A 17,592-nucleotide genomic window follows, 5' to 3' on the forward strand; every position below is an offset into this window, starting at 1 on the left:
CCTGGGCCTGGGTGACCGACAGAGAGAGCTACCGAGTAAAGAATGTTACTCGGTAACGTTATTCGGTATCCTTGGTCGAGTGACGTCTACCGACCCCGCCCTCGCCCGCTCCCTCACCCATGAACGCGCCCACCACGACGCCTGCCGTGCCGGCCTCGCCGCGATGGTCGACGGCGCCGAGGAGCAGGTCGTCACCGGCGAGGACGTCTCCGCCTCCGGTGCCGACGCCGAAGTCCTCGGCCGGCAACTGCGCGGCCAGGCCAGGGATCTGCGCGAACTCCCCGAAGGCCCGCTGTTCTTCGGCAAGCTGGACTTCGCCCCCGGGGGTGGTGAACACGCCGGGCAGAGCTACCACATCGGCCGCCTGCGCATCACCGAACACCCCGCCGCCCCACCCCTCGTCGTCGACTGGCGTGCCCCCGTCTCACGCGCCTTCTATCAGGCGAGCGCCCGCGATCCGCAGGGTGTGGCCGTGCGCCGGCGCTTCGGCTGGGCGCCGGGGAGCAAGGGGGACTCGGCGGACCTCACCGGTCTGGAGGACGAACACATCGGAGGGGGCCGACCGGAGCGGGACGACCATCGGGACGGGGGCGGCCACCGGGACGGGGACGGCCGCCGGGATCGGGACCATGAAGGCCCCTCGGTTCCGGAGAGCCGCATTCTCACGGGCGAGATCGAGCGCCCCCGTGTCGGCCCCATGCGGGACATCGCCGCGACCATCCAACCCGAGCAGGACCACCTCGTCCGCGGAAACCTCGCCACGTCCGTGTGCGTACAGGGCGCCCCCGGCACCGGCAAGACGGCTGTCGGCCTGCACCGGGCCGCGTACCTCCTCTACACCCACCCCCAGCGCATCCGTCGCGGTGGACTGCTGATCCTCGGCCCCAACCCCACCTTCCTCGCGTACATCGCCGAGGTGCTGCCCGCCCTCGGCGAGAGCGGCGTCCGGCAGTCGACGCTCGGGGACGAGATCGCCCGCCACCCCGTCACGGCGCGCGACGACGAGCGCGCCGCCGCCGTCAAACACGACGCCCGGATGGCGGAGGTCCTGCGCCGGGCCCTGTACGGGAACATCGGCACGTACGCCGACGCCCTCGTCGTGCCCGACGGTTCGTACCGGTGGCGGGTGCCGGCCGATGAACTGAACCGCATCGTGGACGGCGTACGGGCGGAAGAACCCCCGTACGGCATCGGGCGCGAGCGGGTACGGACGCGGGCCGTGCGCCGTCTGCGGGAACAGGCCGAATGGCGCGCCGGACCCCAGACGAACGCCTGGGCGCGGAAGGTCTCCGGGTCCCGGCCGGTCGGCGCGTACGTCGACGCGGTCTGGCCCCGGATGCGGCCCGAGGAGGTCCTCGCCCGGCTCCTCACCGACGCCGAGGCGCTGGCCGGGGCCGCGGACGGGCTGCTGGACGCCGACGAGCAGAAGGCGATCCTGTGGGCCAAGCCGCCCCGCTCGTACAAGTCGGCCCGGTGGTCGGCCGCCGATCTCGTCCTTCTCGACGAGGTCGCCGGGCTCGTCGAACACCCGGAAGGCTACGGCCACGTGGTCGTCGACGAGGCGCAGGACCTGTCGCCGATGGAGTGCCGGGCGATCGCGCGCCGGGCTCCCTTCGGGTCGCTCACGGTGCTCGGGGATCTCGCGCAGGGCACGACACCGTGGGCGGCCCGGGAGTGGGGCGAGTTGCTCGGGCATCTCGGGAAGCCGGATGCGGCCGTGGTGCAGCTGACGATCGGGTTCCGGGTGCCGGAAGCCGTCGTAGGGCTCGCCAACCGGCTGCTGGCACGACTCGACGTGCGCGTACCGCCGGCTCGGTCACTGCGCCGGGACGGGGAGCTGACGGTCCGCGCGGTTGCCGACGCACGGGACGTACTGCCCGCCACCGTCGACGCGGTGCGCGGCGCGCTGGCGCACGAGGGGTCCATCGGCGTCATCGCGGCCGACCCGGACGTCGGGGGAGTGCGCGAGGCGCTGCGCGCCGCCGGGGTCGAGGCCGCGGGGCCCGAGGAACTGGGCGCACGTGTCGCGGTGGTGCCCGCCACTCTCGCCAAGGGACTCGAGTACGACCATGTGGTGGCCGTCGAACCGGCGGCCGTCGCCGAGGCGGAGGCGCGCGGACTGCACCGGCTGTACGTGGTGCTCACCCGGGCCGTGTCGCGACTGGAGGTCGTGCACGCGCGGCCCCTGCCCTGGTGACCCGGCGGCCACCGGGGCAAGGACCGGCCGGGTGACCCGGCGGCCACCACGGCAGGGGCCGCCGGCCGGCCTCAGGAGCGGGTCAGGGGGTGGCCGCCGCCTCCAGGACCGGGATCAACTGTTCCTCCTCGTAGGCGAGATGGGCTTCCAGCTCCTCCGTCAGGCGCACCACCTCGGGGAGTACGCGGGCCGGGTCCGTGAGCCGCTCGCCGACCACCCGGCGCAACTCCTCGACCAGCACCGCGATCCGTTCGTGTTCGACGCGCAGCCGGTCCAGGACCGGGGTGAGGCCGGGGTGGCGGTCGGCGAGGACACGGAAGAGACCGAGGTCCTCGCCGGTGTGGTGCCGGTGCAGGCCCTGGCAGAGGGAGAGGCAGTTGACCCGGAGCTGGGCGCCGAGGGAACTGCCCGAGGCGGCGAACTCCTCTCGGATGAGCGCCAGTTCGCGCCGGAAGGCGTCGTGGATGACCCTCAGCGCCTCGCCCGTCGAGCCCGCGTTGACGTGCGGCGGACCGTCCCGCGGGATCTGGCGGAGCGCGACGACGGGGATCACCCGGTCCGTCTTCGCCTGGTACTGCGCCCATCCCTGATCGGCCTCCACCGCGCGGGCGAAGAGCCGGTCGCGCTCGGCGCCCTTGAGGACGACGGCCTCGGCGTCGTAGGTGAAGACGCCGCTCTCGACCCGCACGCGCGGGTGGGCGACGAGGTTGCGGTACCAGTCCGGGTGCCGGTGCGCGCCCCCGGCGGAGGCGATGACGACGACGCGGTCGCCGCCGTCGGGGTAGTAGCCGACGGGGGTGGTGTGCGGGGTTCCGGTGCGGGCGCCGGTGGTGGTGAGCAGAAGGAGCCGGGCTCCCTCGAAATATCCGCCGACTTTCCCGTGGCGGGCGCGGAACTCGTCGATGATTTGCTGATTGAAGGGGTTGGGCATGCGTCGCTTTCTTTTGTTTTCGGGCAGGGGGAATTGCCGCGGGGCGTTTTGGGGCGCAGCGCGGTAAGGGAATGCGGGAGAGCGCGCGGAATTCCGGAGGAAGCGGACGCGCGGTGAGGTGAAGACGTGACGTCAAGAGGTGACGTCAAGAGGTGACGTGAAGAAGGGGGTGGTCGGGGTGGGCGGGGCTCTACCCCGCCCCGGCCTCACTCGGAGGCCGGGCAACCAACTCGCTCACGGCGCAAGGCCGACCCGGCAGTCATGGGCGCAACGTTAATGCCGTACGCGCGTCGAGGCAATCCCGTATCGAGTGAAATACGGGATTGCCTCGGCGGATTTCCTTGATGTCAGTTGTCGAGAACGGCGATTTCGAGTCGGCCCAGCCGGTCCGGCTCCGCGATCACGTCGATTTCGGTGATCAGACCGTCCGCGATCGTGAAGACGAGTACTACGGAAAGCTGGCCGCGCGGAGCCATCGCCAGGCCGACCGTCCCGTCGACGAGCGCGACCCCGGTGAACGCGGCGCGGCCGGTCGCGGCCATCGCGCCCTTGGCCACGGTGTGGGCCCCGCGGACCACGACGGGTTCGGGGGTGGGGATGACGGCCCGGTCGGCGCGCAGGACCACGTCGGGGTGGAGCAGGGCGACCAGCGCGTCGAAGTTCCCGCCCCGGGTGGCGGCGAGGAACGCGTCGACGACCCGGTGCCGCCGTGCCAGATCCGCCTCGGGCAGCGGTGAGGCGCCCTTGACCCGCCGCCGGGCCCGGCTGGCGAGCTGGCGTACGGCGGCCGGGGACCGTTCGAGCATCGGGCCGATCTCGTCGAAGGGCACGGAGAACATGTCGTGCAGCACGAAGGCGAGCCGTTCGGCGGGCGCCAGCGTGTCGAGTACGACGAGCAGGGCCACGCCCACGGAGTCGGCGAGCACCGCCTCCTCTTCGGGGTCCCGGCCGTCCGCCGGGCCGACGACGGCATCGGCGACCCGTGCGTCGACGTGGACGTCGAGGGACTCCTCACGCTGTCGTTCACGCGTGCGCAGCAGGTTCAGACAGACCCGCGCCACGACCGTGGTCAGCCATCCGGCGAGGTTCTCGACGCCGCTCGTGTCGGCGCGGTCGACGCGCAGCCAGGCCTCCTGGAGGGCGTCGTCGGCCTCGCTCAGCGAGCCGAGCATGCGGTAGGCCACCGCGCGCAGATGGGACCGGTGTTCCTCGAAACGTTCCGCCGCCAACACGTTCTCCCCCACCGTGTCACGTTCCTTCCTCGCCGGGTGTCAGAGCAGTAGACCATCGAGATTGGAGAGGCCATGACGACTTTGACGACACCCATCCTGGTCACCGGCGGCACGGGCACCCTCGGGAGCCATGTCGTCCCGCTGCTGCGGGCGGCCGGTCACGGGGTGCGGATCCTCAGCCGCCACAGCCGTGAGTCCGTGGCGGACCCCGGCATCGAGTACGTCGCGGTCGACCTGCTCACGGGCGAGGGGATCGAGCCCGCGCTGGCAGGGGTGGACACGGTTCTGCACCTCGCGGGAGGCAACAAGGGCGACGACCGGGCGACGCGGAATCTGGTGCGGGCCGCGACGAACGCCGGTGTACGGCACCTCGTGCACATCTCGGTCATCGGCGCGGACACGATGCCGATCGGCTGGTTCAGGACCCAGCTGGCGGCCGAGCGGGAGGTCACCGAGTCCGGCATTCCGTGGACGATGCTGCGCGCGGCCCAGTTCCACGACCTCGTCCTGACGATGGCGGAGAAGATGGCGAAGCTGCCGGTCGTCCCGGTCCCGGGCGGACTGCGGTTCCAGCCGGTGGACTCGCGCGAGGTGGCGGCCCGGCTGGTCGAGCTGACGCTCGGGGACCCGGCCGGTCTCGTCCCCGACCTGGCCGGTCCGACGGTGTATGGCCTCGGCGACCTCGTTCGCGGCTACCTCGAGGCCCACGGCAGGCGCCGCCCGCTGCTCCCGCTGCGGATGCCCGGAAAGGCCGGCCGCGCCTACCGGGCCGGCGACAACCTCTCCCTCGCCGACGCCGACACGGGCAAGCTCACGTGGGAGCGGTTCCTCGCGGAGCGGGTGGGTTGATCGAGGGGGGATCTGCTGAAAGCCCGGCCGCGTTCGCCGGCGATGACGGAAAGGGGGGCTACCCACTCCGGAAAGGGGCGCTACCCATTCCTTTCCACTCTCAACGTATAGCGCACCGGGGGGCTTGCGACAAGGCCCCGGTCGTGCCGCAGAATGGCCGGCCAAGGCCAGTACCTGCGGAAATGGCGGATTCGCGAAGTGCGTGTGCCGGTGTCGGCGTATGGGTTGCGCGGGAATGCCGCACCGCCGGTGGGACCCGCGGTGCGGCCGGCCGAAATCCAATCTCATCGAATGGGCGTTAGATGATTGACGTGATCGTGGTCGGCGGCGGACCGACCGGCTTGATGCTGGCCGGCGAGTTGCGGCTGCACGGCGTGCACGTGGTCGTGCTGGAGAAATTGACCGAGCCGACCAAGGAGTCCCGCGGGCGCGGCCTGCACACGCGCAGCGTCGAGATGATGGATCAGCGCGGTCTGCTGGACCGGTTCCTCGCGATCAGCGAGAAGTTCCAGGTCGGCGGCTTCTTCGGTGGCATCCTCAAGCCGTGGCCGGACAAGTTGGACACGGCTCACCCGTACGGCCTCTCCACCCTGCAACCGGCCACCGAACGGCTGCTCAACGAGCGTGCCCTCGAACTCGGTGCCGAGATCCGGCGCGGCTGCGAAGTGGTCGGGCTGAGCCAGTCCGATGACGGGGCCGGGGCCGGGGCCGGGGTGACCGTCGAACTGGCGGACGGCACGCACCTGCGCTCGCGCTACCTCGTCGGGTGCGACGGTGGCCGCAGCGTGGTGCGCAAGGAGCTCGGCGTCGGTTTCCCCGGCGAGCCCGCCAAGGTCGAGACGCTGCTGGGCGACATGGAGATGACCGAGGATCAGGCGACGGTCGCCGCCGTCGTCGAGGAGGTCCGCAAGACCCAACTGCGGTTCGGCACCATCGCCAACGGGGACGGGACGTACCGCGTCATCGTGCCCGCCGACGGCGTGGCCGAGGACCGTACGACCGCGCCGACGCTCGAGGAGTTCAAGCAGCGGCTGCGGGCCCTCGCGGGCACCGACTTCGGCGTGCACTCGCCGCGCTGGCTGTCCCGGTTCGGCGACGCCACCCGGCAGGCGGAGCGCTACCGGGTCGGCCGCGTGCTGCTGGCCGGCGACGCGGCGCACATCCACCCGCCGACCGGCGGGCAGGGGCTCAACCTCGGCGTGCAGGACGCGTTCAACCTCGGCTGGAAGCTGGCCGCCGCGGTCAACGGGTGGGCACCGGAGGGGCTGCTGGACAGCTACCACGCCGAACGGCACCCGGTGGGCGCCCGTGTGCTGGACAACACCCGCGCGCAGATCACGCTGCTGGGGACCGATCCGGGTGCGACCGCGCTGCGGGAGCTGCTGTCGAAGCTGATGGACTTCGAGGAGGTGAACCGGTACGTGACCGGGATGATCACCGCGGTCGGGGTCCGCTACGACTTCGGCGAGGGCCATGAACTGCTCGGCCGACGGCTGCGGGACGTGGGGCTGAAGCGGGGGCGCCTCTACGAGCTGATGCACGGTGGCCGCGGGCTGCTGCTCGACCAGACCGGCCGGCTCTCGGTGGCGGGCTGGGCGGACCGGGTCGACCACGTCGTCGACGTCAGCGAGGAACTCGACGCGCCCGCGGTGCTGCTGCGGCCGGACGGCCATGTGGTGTGGGTCGGTGAAGACCAGCAGGATCTGGTCGGCCGGCTGCCCAAGTGGTTCGGCGCTGCCGTCGGCTGAGCGCGCGGGGGCCCCTTCGTGGCGCGGCCCGCAGACACCCCCTTCGTGGCGTAGCGCACTTTTGCAAGCGGGTGCTTGCAATTGTTAGCGGAAGTGCGGCAAGGTGGAGGCATGGCATCGCTCAACGTCGGCAATCTCGGTGAGTACCTGCGCGAGCAGCGGCGCAACGCGCAGCTGTCGCTGCGGCAGCTCGCCGATGCCGCCGGGGTGTCCAACCCGTATCTGAGCCAGATCGAGCGCGGGCTGCGCAAGCCGAGCGCGGAGGTGTTGCAGCAGGTCGCGAAGGCGCTGCGGATCTCCGCCGAGACGCTGTACGTGCGAGCCGGCATCCTCGACGCCGAGCGGGACCGGGACGAGGTGGAGACACGTGCCGTCATCCTCGCCGATCCCACGCTGAACGAGCGGCAGAAGCAGGTGCTGCTCCAGATCTACGAGTCCTTCCGCAAGGAGAACGGATTCGAGATCACGCCGGACCTGGCTCAGGGCATGGCCCAGAACGTGACCCGGGAGATGGCGCAGGACGAGGCACAGGGCATGGCAGAGAACATATCGGGCACCCAGCAAGCGCCGGACACCGCCGTCCGGGGCCCCCGCACGGCCGACGGCAGCGATGCCGATCCGCAGCAGACCGCCAGTTGACGAGAACGACGGGCAACACCGCCGGCCCCCACGCGGGCCTGCCGGTCTCGCCGCGGAACACCAAAACCCTCAGCTGAAAGCGACCGGAGGACCATCACCATGGCCATCACCGACGACATCCGCAAGGCCGCCACGGACCCCACCCCGCTGTACTTCCTGGCCGGCACCGCCGACCTGGCCGTCCAGCAGGCGAAGAAGGTCCCCGGCCTCGTGGAGCAGATCCGCACCGAGGCCCCGGCGCGGATCGAGACCGTGAAGAACATCGACGCGAACACCGTCCAGGAGAAGGCCGCCACCCGCGCGAAGGAAGCGCAGGAGACCATCCAGGCCAAGGTGACGGAGTTCATCAGCACCCTCGACACCGACCTGAAGAAGCTCGGTGAGTCCGCTCAGGACTTCGCCCTGCGCGGTGTCGGCGTCGCCGCCGAGTACGCCGTGAAGGCGAAGGAGACGTACGAGAAGGTCGCCGAGCACGGCGAGCAGACCGTGAAGACCTGGCGTGGCGAGGCCGCCGAGGAGATCGAGGAACTGGCCATCGCCGTCGAGCCGAAGGGCGAGCCGGTCGAGGTCAAGTCCGAGGAGAAGCCGGCCGCGACCGCCTCCGTGCCCGCTCCGGCCAAGAAGCCCGTGGCGAAGAAGGCCCCGGCGCGCAAGGTCACCGCCAAGAAGCCGACGCCGCCCGTGAAGTAGCCGCCCGTGAAGTAGGAGACGACGAGACTCTTCGTCTCAGGACTACGGATCAGGCCGAACGGTCGCGCCGAAGGGTCGCGCCGAACGGTCGGGCCGAAGGGTAGGACGACGGGCCGGGCACTCTCAGAGTTCCCGGCCCGTTCTGCGGGTACGGTGGCCGTAGAGATGAATCGACTCGGGCGGTGGGCATAGTGCTGTTGACGGCATTCGGCGGCTTCTTGTCGCTGATCTTCCTTGCCATGCTGGTGCTCGCCGTGGTGGCACTGGTGATGGCCGCGGTGGCCCGCGAAGACGCGTACCGCGCGGCCGACAAGCAGAACAAGATGTTCTGGCTGATCATCCTGGGCATCACGGTGGCCGTGAACCTGCTGGTCCCGATCATCTTCCTGCAGATCGCGGGGCTGGTCGCCACGATCGTCTTCTTCGTGGACGTACGCCCCGCGCTGCGTCAGGTCTCCGGCGGTGGCCGGGGCCGCGGCGGAAGCAGCAGCGACGGCCCGTACGGCCCCTACAACGGCGGCCGCTGACCGCCGGAGGCGCAGGACCGGCCCTCCGGCGGACAGACACTCGGCCACTGGCGGTCAGTCCTGCGGGTCCGACGGTTACGCAGGCCGGGCCGTCGGGCGGGCCCGACCGCCACGCGGTCGTACGGCGGTTACGGCGTCCGGTCCAGCAGGAGTACCGCGACGTCGTCCGTCAGCTCTCCGCCGTTGAGGTCCCTGACCTCGTTCACCGTCGCCCGCAGCAGCTCCTCGCCCGCCAGGCCCTCGGCGAGCCGGCGGCGGACCAGGTCCACCATGCCGTCCTGGCCCAGCCGCTCCTTGCCCTCGCCGATGTGACCCTCGATCAGGCCGTCGGTGTAGAGCATCAGACTCCACTCGCCGCCCAGCTCCACCTGCTGGCGCGGCCAGCGGGCACCGGGCAGCAGGCCGAGCGCCGGGCCACCGTTCTCGTACGGCAGCAGCTCGGCGGGCCGGCCGGGGCGGGAGACCAGCGGGGACGGGTGGCCCGCCAGGCAGAGCCCGGCGCGGCGCCCGTCCGGTGCGATGTCCACCGTGCACAGCGTCGCGAAGATCTCGTCGTTCTCGCGCTCGTGCTCCAGGACCTGCTGGAGAGTGGACAGGAGTTCGTCGCCGCACAGGCCCGCGAACGTCAGCGCCCGCCAGGCGATGCGCAGCTCCACGCCGAGCGCGGCCTCGTCGGGCCCGTGCCCGCAGACGTCGCCGATCATGGCGTGCACCGTGCCGTCGGGCGTACGGACGGTGTCGTAGAAGTCGCCGCCGAGCAGGGCGCGGGAGCGCCCGGGGCGGTAGCGCGCGGCGAAGCGGAGCGAGGAGCCTTCCAGAAGAGGGGTCGGCAGCAGGCCGCGCTCCAGGCGGGCGTTCTCCTGGGCACGCAGCCGGGACTCGGTGAGTCGCCGCTCGGCCTTGTCGGAACGTTTCCGCTCCACCGCGTACCGGATCGCGCGGCTCAGCAGCCGGCCGTCCAGCTCGTCGCGGAACAGATAGTCCTGGGCGCCGACGCGCACCGCCTCCGCGCCCCGCTCGGCGTCGCCGGAGGCGGTGAGCGCGAGGACGGCGTGCCGGGGCGCGAGCCGCAGCACGTGCTTGAGCGTCGTCAGCTCGTCGTCGCTCACGGTGGCCGCCCGGCCGGGGGCGGGCAGCGCGAGGTCGAGCAGGATGCAGTGGACGTCGTCGGTGAGCAGCCGCTCGGCCTCGGTGAGGTTGCGGGCGGTACGGATGCGGATCGGCTTGCCGGCCGCGTCGAGCATCTCGGGCACGCTGAGCGAACCCGCCGGGTCGTCCTCGATGACCAGCAGGGTCAGGTTGGTGGTGCTGTCGACCGGGGTCGTGGCGGCATGGGGCGCCGGTACTGCCCCGGCCGGGCCGCCGGTCGCTTCTCCGGATGGGCCGCCGGGTGAGAACGCGCCTTGAGCCTGACCGCTCTCCGCGGCCGGGATCGCTCTCTGCCGCGGTATGGGTACGGGCATCGTGTGGGTTCCTTCCCTCCCCCCGAGGGCGTGGTGGGGCGAAGGTCCTCGACCCACCGACGGGGACCATAGCGGTAGCGGACGCCGCAACGGAATGGTGTGCGTCGCGGTGTCCGGCAGGCGGCCACCGTCATATGCCGCATCCTGTACCGCACTTGGACAGGATGCGGTTGTGCCCGGGATGACGAACGTCACGTCCGCGAGGTTGCGGCGATGTACAACCGTGGGGTGGGTCACGTGCGGTGCATCACGACGGGCAGGGCGCTTTTCCAGGGTTGATGGTGATTTGGCCGCCCAGGCCGATCGGTCGGCCCGATCCGCTCCGGCTCCGTGCGCCCCGGCTCCGTAGGCTCCGCCCGGTCACGCGTCCGGCCGTACGACCCCCAGTATCGGCATGGACCCGGCCCCCGCGATCGTCACCGTCCGGCCTGGCCGCGGTGCGTGCACGATCGCGCCGTCGCCGATGTACATCGCGACATGGCTGGCGTCGTCGAAGTAGATGATCAGGTCGCCGGGGCGCATGTCCTTGACGTCGACGTGGGGGAGCTGCTTCCACTGCTCCTGCGAGGTGCGTGGAATGCCGTGGCCGGCGGCGGCCCAGGCCTGTGAGGTCAGCCCCGAGCAGTCGTACGAGCCCGGGCCCTCGGCGCCCCACTCGTACGGTTTGCCGATCTGGTCGGTGGCGAACTTCACCGCCTTCTTGCCCTGCTCGGACGCCTTGCCGCTGATCTCGGCGAGGACGCCGGAACTCAGCCAGGCCGTCTGGGCCTTGTACGCGGCCTCCTCCTCGAGCTTCGCCAGCCGCTCCTTCTCCTTCTTCTCAAGCTGGGACTCCAGCTTCTCGGCGGCGGCGATCTGCTTCTTGATCTCCTTCTGCGCCGTGGCCTTGGCCTGGCGATTGGCCTCCAGCTTCTGCCACTGCGCGGAGGCGTCCTTCGCGTACTGCTCCAGGTCCTGCTGTGTACGGGCCATCTCGGCGAGCAGCCCCTTGGTCGCGTGCTCGCCCTGGAGCACCCGCCCGGCGCCGTCCAGGTACTGCTGGGGGTTGTCGCTCAGCCACAGCCGCAGCTCGGGCGGCAGGCCGCCGCCCCGGTACTGTGCGCGGGCCGCGGCGCCCGCGCGGTCCTTCAACTCGTCCAGCTTCTCCTGACCCTTGACGATCTCGCGGGCCATGTCGACGATCTCGGCCGACTGCTGCTTGGCCTTCTCCTCGGCGGCGTTGTACGCGTCCGTGGCGACCGCCGCGTCGTGGTAGAGATCGTCCAGCTTCTTCCGGATCGCCTCAAGGTCCTTGCCGGCCGGAGAGGTTGTCGGTGTCGGAGTCGGTGCCGGAGTCGGTGTTCGCGTCGGCGCTGGTGCCGGGCTCGCGTACGCCACACCCGGTGCTGACAGCACCGCGCAGGCGCAGGCCACAACCATGGCCGCCGTGGTCAGGCTCCGCTTGCCGGATCCCATTGCTCCGCCCCCAAACTGATTTACCGTCAGTAACTTACGGACGCCTGGGGGATCGTGCCATGTCGGCGCGCAATGCGACAGAGATGGGCAAGAACTCCCCTCCCCCCGGCCCGTCTCCGCGAAACGATCTCCCCGCCTGTGTGACGAGCCAGTCACGGATTTCGTTCCGTGCAGCTCACGGGCGTGCGGTGGCCACCCCGCCACCGACGAAGCACGCCCGCGCGACCCCCGGCGTCAACCGCCCGCGCGACACTCCGGCCTCGCACACCCGTGTGTCCCGGTTCGTCGCACCCCAGCCTTCAACGCCTGTGCCTCGCCCGGGTGTCCGATGCAAGTGCGGCGCTTGACGCCCGTGCGTCATCCGGATGTCGCACACCTGTCCCCCGCCCCCGCCCCCCGCGATTACGCGAAGGGCCCGCGGGGTGCCAACGCCTCCCAGCGCACCGTGACTTCGCCCTGGCGCCAGCGGGATATTCCGTCCGTCACCGGCCAGTCCGCCGTCAGGTCGCGGACCGTGCGTATCCAGCGCTGCCGCGCGCCGTACGAGGCGTAGGGCGCGGCGGCGGCCCAGGCGCGGTCGAAGTCGCGAAGGAACGCGTGCACCGGCTCGCCCGGGATGTTGCGGTGGATCAGGGCCTTGGGCAGGCGCTCGGCGAGGTCGGACGGGCGGTCCAGGGAGCCCAGACGGGTGGCGAAGGTGACCGTGCGCGGGCCCTCGGGGCCCAGGGCGACCCAGACGTGCCGACGGCCGATCTCGTCGCAGGTGCCCTCGACGAGCAGCCCGCCCCGGGAGCCGGGGCCCGCCGGTGCGAGGCGCCCGCACAGGCGCTGCCAGACCTCTGCGACCTGCTCCTCGTCGTACTGGCGCAGCACGTTCGCCGCGCGGATGAGCGAGGGGCTGCCCGGCACCGGAACCTCGAAGCCGCCGTGCCGGAAGACGAGTCCCTCGCGCTCGTACGGCCGGGCCGCCGCGACCCTCGCCGGTTCGATCTCCACGCCCACCACGCGGGTGCGGTGGGCGGCCCTGCGCAGGCGGGTCAGCAGCTCGACCGCGGTCCAGGGAGCCGCCCCGTATCCGAGGTCGACCGCCACCGGGTCGGCGCTTCTGCGCAGCTCGGCGCCGTGGGTGGCCGCGATCCAGCGGTCCATGCGGCGCAGTCGGTTGGGGTTGGTGGTCCCGCGCGTCACCGTACCCACGGGGCGGGACGCGGCGCGGGTTGTCATGCGTACGAGAGTAGGCGGCCGGGAGGAAGCCCGTGCGGGCCTGTGGACAACCTCCGGCAGCCCTCCGTCGGCCTGTGGAAAAGAGTCGACCTGTGGAAAAGAAGGGAAGAGAGCCGCGCACGCAGCTCGCCCTCGAACGGTTGAGCGACTCTCGGTAATGATTCAGCAAAGGGGTGCGCGAAGGAAATGGAGCGGGCCGCTCCGGCGTTGCCCCTCTTTGGAGGGTGCCGTGCGTCCTCCGACCGGCATGCCCGCAGCGAGGAGGAACGCCACGTGAGCCAGTACGTCAGCAGGCTCGGGCGACGCTCCCCGGCGGCGCCCTCACGGCTCAGGCTGCACCGCAGGCCCCGTCGCGTCGCGATGCTCTCCGTCCACACCTCGCCGCTGCACCAGCCCGGCACCGGCGACGCCGGCGGCATGAACGTCTACATCGTGGAGCTCGCCCAGCGCCTCGCCGCGATCAACATCGAGGTCGAGATCTTCACCCGGGCCACCACGGCCGCCCTCCGGCCGGCCGTCGAACTGGCCCCCGGCGTCCTCGTCCGGCACGTCGACGCGGGCCCGTACGAGGGTCTCGCCAAGGAGGACCTGCCCGCCCAGCTGTGTGCCTTCACGCACGGCGTCATGCAGGCCTGGGCCGGGCACCGACCCGGCTACTACGACCTCGTGCACTCGCACTACTGGCTCTCCGGCCACGTCGGCTGGCTCGCCGCCGAACGCTGGGGCGCGCCCCTGGTGCACGCGATGCACACCATGGCCAAGGTCAAGAACGCCGCGCTCGCCGAGGGCGACACCCCCGAGCCCGCCGCCCGCGTCATCGGCGAGACCCAGATCGTGCGCGCCGCCGACCGTCTCATCGCCAACACCTCCGAAGAGGCCGACGAGCTCGTCCGCCACTACGAGGCCGAGCCCGGCAAGGTCGCCGTCGTCCACCCGGGCGTCAACCTCGACCGCTTCCGCCCGGCCGACGGCCGCGCCGCCGCCCGCGCCCGCCTCGGGCTCCCGCAGGACGCGCTGATCCCGCTCTTCGCGGGCCGCATACAGCCCCTGAAGGCCCCCGACGTGCTGCTGCGCGCGGTCGCCGTCCTCCTGGACGAGCGCCCCGAGCTGCGCGGCAACATCGTCGTCCCCGTGGTGGGCGGCCCCAGCGGTACCGGTCTCGCCAAGCCCGAGGGGCTGCAGAAGCTCGCCGCCCGGCTCGGGATCGCCGATGTCGTGCGCTTCAGGCCGCCCGTCGACCAGGAGCAGCTCGCGGACTGGTTCCGGGCCGCGTCGGTGCTGGTCATGCCCTCCTACAGCGAGTCCTTCGGGCTGGTCGCCATCGAGGCGCAGGCGGCCGGTACGCCGGTGCTGGCGGCCGAGGTCGGCGGGCTGCCCGTCGCCGTGCGTCACCAGGAGACCGGATTCCTGATCCCGGGGCACGATCCCGTCGCCTACGCGCGCGTGCTGCGCGATTTCGCCGACGACCAGGCGCTGTCGGCCCGGATGGGCGAGGCCGCCGCCCGGCACGCGCAGCGCTTCGGCTGGGACACCGCGGCCGCCGCCACGGCGGACGTGTACACGGCGGCCGTACAGGCCCACCGCCGCAAGGTCCGCGCCCACCAGGGCTGACGCGCGCACCGCCCGAGGGCCGGTCCGTCGGACGCCTGACGTACGCTCCCTCCATGGCTGACGCAGCGTCGATCATCGAACAGGTCCTCACTGAGGCCGAGCTGGAGTGGGAGAGTCCCAAGGCGGGCTCGTACGTCGTGAAACTGCCCGGCACCCGCAAGCTCTCGACGACCGTCTCGCTGATCGTCGGCAAGCACTCCCTGTCGCTGAACGCCTTCGTGATCCGCCACCCCGACGAGAACCGGGAAGGCGTCCACCGCTGGCTCCTGGAGCGCAATCTCAAGCTCTATGGCGTGAGTTACGCGGTCGATCCCCTGGGGGACGTGTATCTGGTCGGCAAACTGCCGCTCGTCGCGGTCACACCGGACGAGATCGACCGGCTGCTCGGCTCGGTCCTGGAGGCCGCCGACGGCGCTTTCAACACTCTCCTTGAGCTCGGTTTCGCCTCCGCGATCCGCAAGGAGTACGCCTGGCGGGTGTCCCGCGGCGAATCGACCCGCAATCTGGATGCGTTCACCCACCTGACTCAGCGTCCCGTGGGCTGAATTCCAGGTCCAGTCCAACTAAGTAGTGCATGACCCCTTCCGGGCCGGGGGTCTCAGTGGCATGCTCACCGCCGACGCAGATCTGAACGTCATTCACATCCATGGATGCCATGGAATGCGACGGAAGGCGGGCGGGTATGAGCAAGGAGTACGTGAGCATCACCAGACGGGGCCTGCTCGGCAGTGCCGTAGCCGTGGCGGCCGCCACGGTGACCGGCGGACCGGCGACGGCCGCGACCGCTGTCGCACGCCCCCATGACCCAGGCCAAGTTCCCGCCGTCTGGCGGGAGTTCACCCGCACCCCCTTCACCCACCCGCAGATCCCGTACGTCGGCAGGGCCGGCTACGGGGGCGGGTCGGCGCGCTTCCCCCGCCGCCCCGTCGTGGCCGACGTCCGCGCCTACGGCGCCGTCGCGGACGACGGCACCACGGACTGCGCGCCCGCGATCAACCGTGCCATCGCCGCTGCCGGAAGGGCCGGCGGTGGCACGGTGCTCATCCCGCCCGGCACCTTCCGCATCGACGGCCTGATCCGCATCGGCCACTCGAACGTCGTGCTGCGCGGCGCCGGCAGCGACCGTACGAAGCTGTACGCGACCAAGAACCTCACCGAGTTGATCGGCGTCTACGGCTCCCGCTACGGCGGCGACAAGTCGTCCTGGTCCTGGGCGGGCGGCCTCATCTGGCTCGCTCCCACGGCCCGTTGGGACTCCCTCGTCGCCGCCATCAAGGACAAGGCCTGGCCGTTCGAGGGCTGGACCGGCAACAAGCGCGACGAGTGGGGGACCCTGACGACCGTCGCCCCCGCCACCCGCGGCTCCTGGTCGGTGACGGTCGCCGACCCCCGCCCGCTGAAGCCGGGCCGGCTCGTCCTCCTGCGGCTCGCCGACGACGCCGGTCACACCCTCCTGGAGCACATGGCGGGCGGCGGCCCGGGTCCCGAGGCGTACTACTGGGACGACAAGACCAAGCTCACGAGTTACGTCCCCTACGAGTGGCCCGTACGCATCGCGCGTGTGCGGGGCAAAAGGGTCACCCTGGAGCGCCCGCTGCCGCTCGACGTACGGCCCGAGTGGGACCCGCGTCTGACCACCCATGTCGAGCCGCTGACCGGCTCGGGCGTCGAAGGCCTCACCCTGGAGGCCGTCGAGACGCCCCAGTCCCCGCATCTCCTCGACAAGGGCTACAACGGGGTCGTCCTCCAGTGCGCGTACGACTGCTGGGTCGACGACGTGACGGTCCGCCACGTCGACAACGGCTTCGGCCTGGTCGCGGCCTCCGCCTGCACTCTGCGCCGCACCCGTGTGGCGGGCCGCGGCTCGCACCACCCGTACTTCTGCCGCGAGGGCTCGCACGACAACCTTGTCGAGGACTTCACCATCGAACAGCGCACGGTCCCGGCCCCGCCGAACACCCAGCTCCACGGCATCAACGTGGAAGGCCTCTCCTCCTACAACGTCTGGTCGCGCGGCGACCTCCGGATGGGCACCTTCGACTCCCACCGGGGCCTGCCCTTCGCCAACGTCCGGACCGACATCACCGTCGACAACAACGGCCGCCACGGCGGCGACGCGAGCGCCGGTCCGCTCTTCGGCGCCCGCTTCACCCACTGGAACGTACGGGTCACGAACGGCCGCGCGGGGTTGATGAAGATCGACGGTCTGGCGCCCTACTCCGCCACCGTCGGCCTCAACGAGGTGACCGAGTTCGACCAGATCGACGTCCCCGACTTCACCGGCGACCCGCACTCCCGTCTGGAGCTGTACGGGACCACGGACGTCGTGCGCCCACGCAATCTGTACGAGGCCCAGCGGGACCTCTGATTCAGCCGAGCGCGTCGTACCCGACGAAGGTGAACATCCGCTCCCCGGACGGCAGCGGCCGGGGCTCACCGGCGTACCGGTGGGCCCCGACACCGAATCCGAGCGCGGGGTCCGAGACCCACAGCCGCTCGAACCCGCGCTCCTCCAGCCAGCCGCAGACGCGCGGGACGAGGTCCGGTGCCTTGCGGTGCCGGGTCCACACGAGCGTGCCGCCCGGCCCGCACAGCAGTGCGCAGAAGCCGGCGGTGCGCTCGACGTCCTCGTCGGTGAGATTGCCGAGGACACCGCAGAGCAGGACGAGGCCGGCCGGGACGAGGTCCTGGTAGTGATCGGTCGACGCGGCGTCCCCGACGACGACCTCGACCCCCGACAGCCCCGCGGCCCCGGCCGCGCGCGCCGCCACCTCGGCGTTGCGCCCGTCCAGCTCGACGAGCCGCGCGCGGACATCGCTCCGGCGGGGGTGCCCGGCGAGCACGCCGATCAGATCGCGGCCCTGCCCGGCGCAGACGCTGACGGCCGTGAGGGGCCCCGGCGGAGCCTCGTCGAGGGCGAGCCGGACGCGTTCCTGGACGAGGGCCAGTCGCCGGCCGAGGTAGGAGTCGGGAGTGTCGTACGCGTCGTGCCACGTATGCCAGTCCATGCGCGGAGCGTACCCACG

The 17,592-nt window shown here is 71.5% G+C and carries 15 protein-coding genes; 9 read left to right on the forward strand and 6 right to left on the reverse strand.

Annotated features, from left to right (window positions below):
• Positions 1-79 precede the first annotated feature (79 nt).
• A complete protein-coding gene (locus ACFVWD_RS20205) occupies positions 80-2,197 on the forward strand; it encodes a HelD family protein (protein WP_389597726.1) in 2,118 nt (705 codons plus the stop codon).
• Between the two features lie 82 nt (positions 2,198-2,279).
• Here the strand turns inward: ACFVWD_RS20205 and ACFVWD_RS20210 are convergent, their stop codons facing one another.
• Positions 2,280-3,128, reverse strand: a complete 849-nt coding sequence (locus ACFVWD_RS20210; protein WP_389597728.1) for a nitroreductase/quinone reductase family protein — start codon at positions 3,126-3,128, stop codon at positions 2,280-2,282.
• A gap of 347 nt (positions 3,129-3,475) precedes the next feature.
• Positions 3,476-4,372, reverse strand: a complete 897-nt coding sequence (locus ACFVWD_RS20215; protein ID WP_389597730.1) for a sigma-70 family RNA polymerase sigma factor — start codon at positions 4,370-4,372, stop codon at positions 3,476-3,478.
• 60 nt (positions 4,373-4,432) lie between these two features.
• Here ACFVWD_RS20215 and ACFVWD_RS20220 point away from each other — a divergent pair, with 60 nt between their 5' ends.
• The 5 genes from ACFVWD_RS20220 (at position 4,433) to ACFVWD_RS20240 (ending at position 8,813) form a co-directional block, all read left to right on the forward strand.
• Entirely contained in the window at positions 4,433-5,209 is a 777-nt protein-coding gene (locus ACFVWD_RS20220; RefSeq protein ID WP_389597732.1) for an SDR family oxidoreductase, read from the forward strand.
• A 302-nt stretch (positions 5,210-5,511) separates the two neighbouring features.
• The gene (gene rox, locus ACFVWD_RS20225; RefSeq protein ID WP_389597734.1) at positions 5,512-6,957 is read left to right on the forward strand and encodes a rifampin monooxygenase; all 1,446 of its coding nucleotides are present in this window, start codon (positions 5,512-5,514) and stop codon (positions 6,955-6,957) included.
• Between the two features lie 111 nt (positions 6,958-7,068).
• Positions 7,069-7,596, forward strand: a complete 528-nt coding sequence (locus ACFVWD_RS20230) for a helix-turn-helix domain-containing protein (RefSeq protein WP_168509409.1) — start codon at positions 7,069-7,071, stop codon at positions 7,594-7,596.
• A gap of 99 nt (positions 7,597-7,695) precedes the next feature.
• Positions 7,696-8,286 (forward strand): hypothetical protein, encoded by a 591-nt coding sequence (locus ACFVWD_RS20235; protein ID WP_389597735.1) that lies wholly within the window; start codon positions 7,696-7,698, stop codon positions 8,284-8,286.
• Positions 8,287-8,477: 191 nt separating this feature from the next.
• The gene (locus tag ACFVWD_RS20240; protein ID WP_075026970.1) at positions 8,478-8,813 is read left to right on the forward strand and encodes a DUF2516 family protein; all 336 of its coding nucleotides are present in this window, start codon (positions 8,478-8,480) and stop codon (positions 8,811-8,813) included.
• A gap of 128 nt (positions 8,814-8,941) precedes the next feature.
• Here ACFVWD_RS20240 and ACFVWD_RS20245 read toward each other — a convergent pair whose 3' ends face one another.
• The 3 genes from ACFVWD_RS20245 to ACFVWD_RS20255 form a co-directional block, all read right to left on the reverse strand.
• Positions 8,942-10,276 carry a PP2C family protein-serine/threonine phosphatase gene (locus ACFVWD_RS20245; RefSeq protein ID WP_389597737.1) on the reverse strand — a complete coding sequence of 445 codons (1,335 nt, stop codon included), beginning with the start codon at positions 10,274-10,276 and terminating at the stop codon, positions 8,942-8,944.
• A 360-nt stretch (positions 10,277-10,636) separates the two neighbouring features.
• Positions 10,637-11,731, reverse strand: coding sequence for an NlpC/P60 family protein (locus ACFVWD_RS20250; protein WP_389597739.1), 1,095 nt, complete (start codon positions 11,729-11,731; stop codon positions 10,637-10,639).
• Between the two features lie 402 nt (positions 11,732-12,133).
• Entirely contained in the window at positions 12,134-12,955 is an 822-nt protein-coding gene (locus ACFVWD_RS20255; protein ID WP_389597740.1) for a class I SAM-dependent methyltransferase, read from the reverse strand.
• 273 nt (positions 12,956-13,228) lie between these two features.
• Here ACFVWD_RS20255 and mshA point away from each other — a divergent pair, with 273 nt between their 5' ends.
• The 3 genes from mshA to ACFVWD_RS20270 all read left to right on the forward strand — a co-directional run bounded on the left by mshA (position 13,229) and on the right by ACFVWD_RS20270 (position 16,934).
• A complete protein-coding gene (gene mshA / locus ACFVWD_RS20260) occupies positions 13,229-14,566 on the forward strand; it encodes a D-inositol-3-phosphate glycosyltransferase (RefSeq protein ID WP_168493000.1) in 1,338 nt (445 codons plus the stop codon).
• A gap of 53 nt (positions 14,567-14,619) precedes the next feature.
• Positions 14,620-15,111, forward strand: coding sequence for a YbjN domain-containing protein (locus ACFVWD_RS20265; RefSeq protein WP_389597742.1), 492 nt, complete (start codon positions 14,620-14,622; stop codon positions 15,109-15,111).
• A 152-nt stretch (positions 15,112-15,263) separates the two neighbouring features.
• Positions 15,264-16,934, forward strand: a complete 1,671-nt coding sequence (locus ACFVWD_RS20270) for a glycosyl hydrolase family 28-related protein (protein ID WP_389597744.1) — start codon at positions 15,264-15,266, stop codon at positions 16,932-16,934.
• A gap of 1 nt (position 16,935) precedes the next feature.
• Here ACFVWD_RS20270 and ACFVWD_RS20275 read toward each other — a convergent pair whose 3' ends face one another.
• Entirely contained in the window at positions 16,936-17,574 is a 639-nt protein-coding gene (locus ACFVWD_RS20275; protein ID WP_389597746.1) for an SAM-dependent methyltransferase, read from the reverse strand.
• Positions 17,575-17,592 lie beyond the last annotated feature (18 nt).

It is taken from the genome of Streptomyces sp. NPDC058086, from assembly GCF_042885015.1.
Taxonomy (GTDB): Bacteria; Actinomycetota; Actinomycetes; order Streptomycetales; family Streptomycetaceae; genus Streptomyces.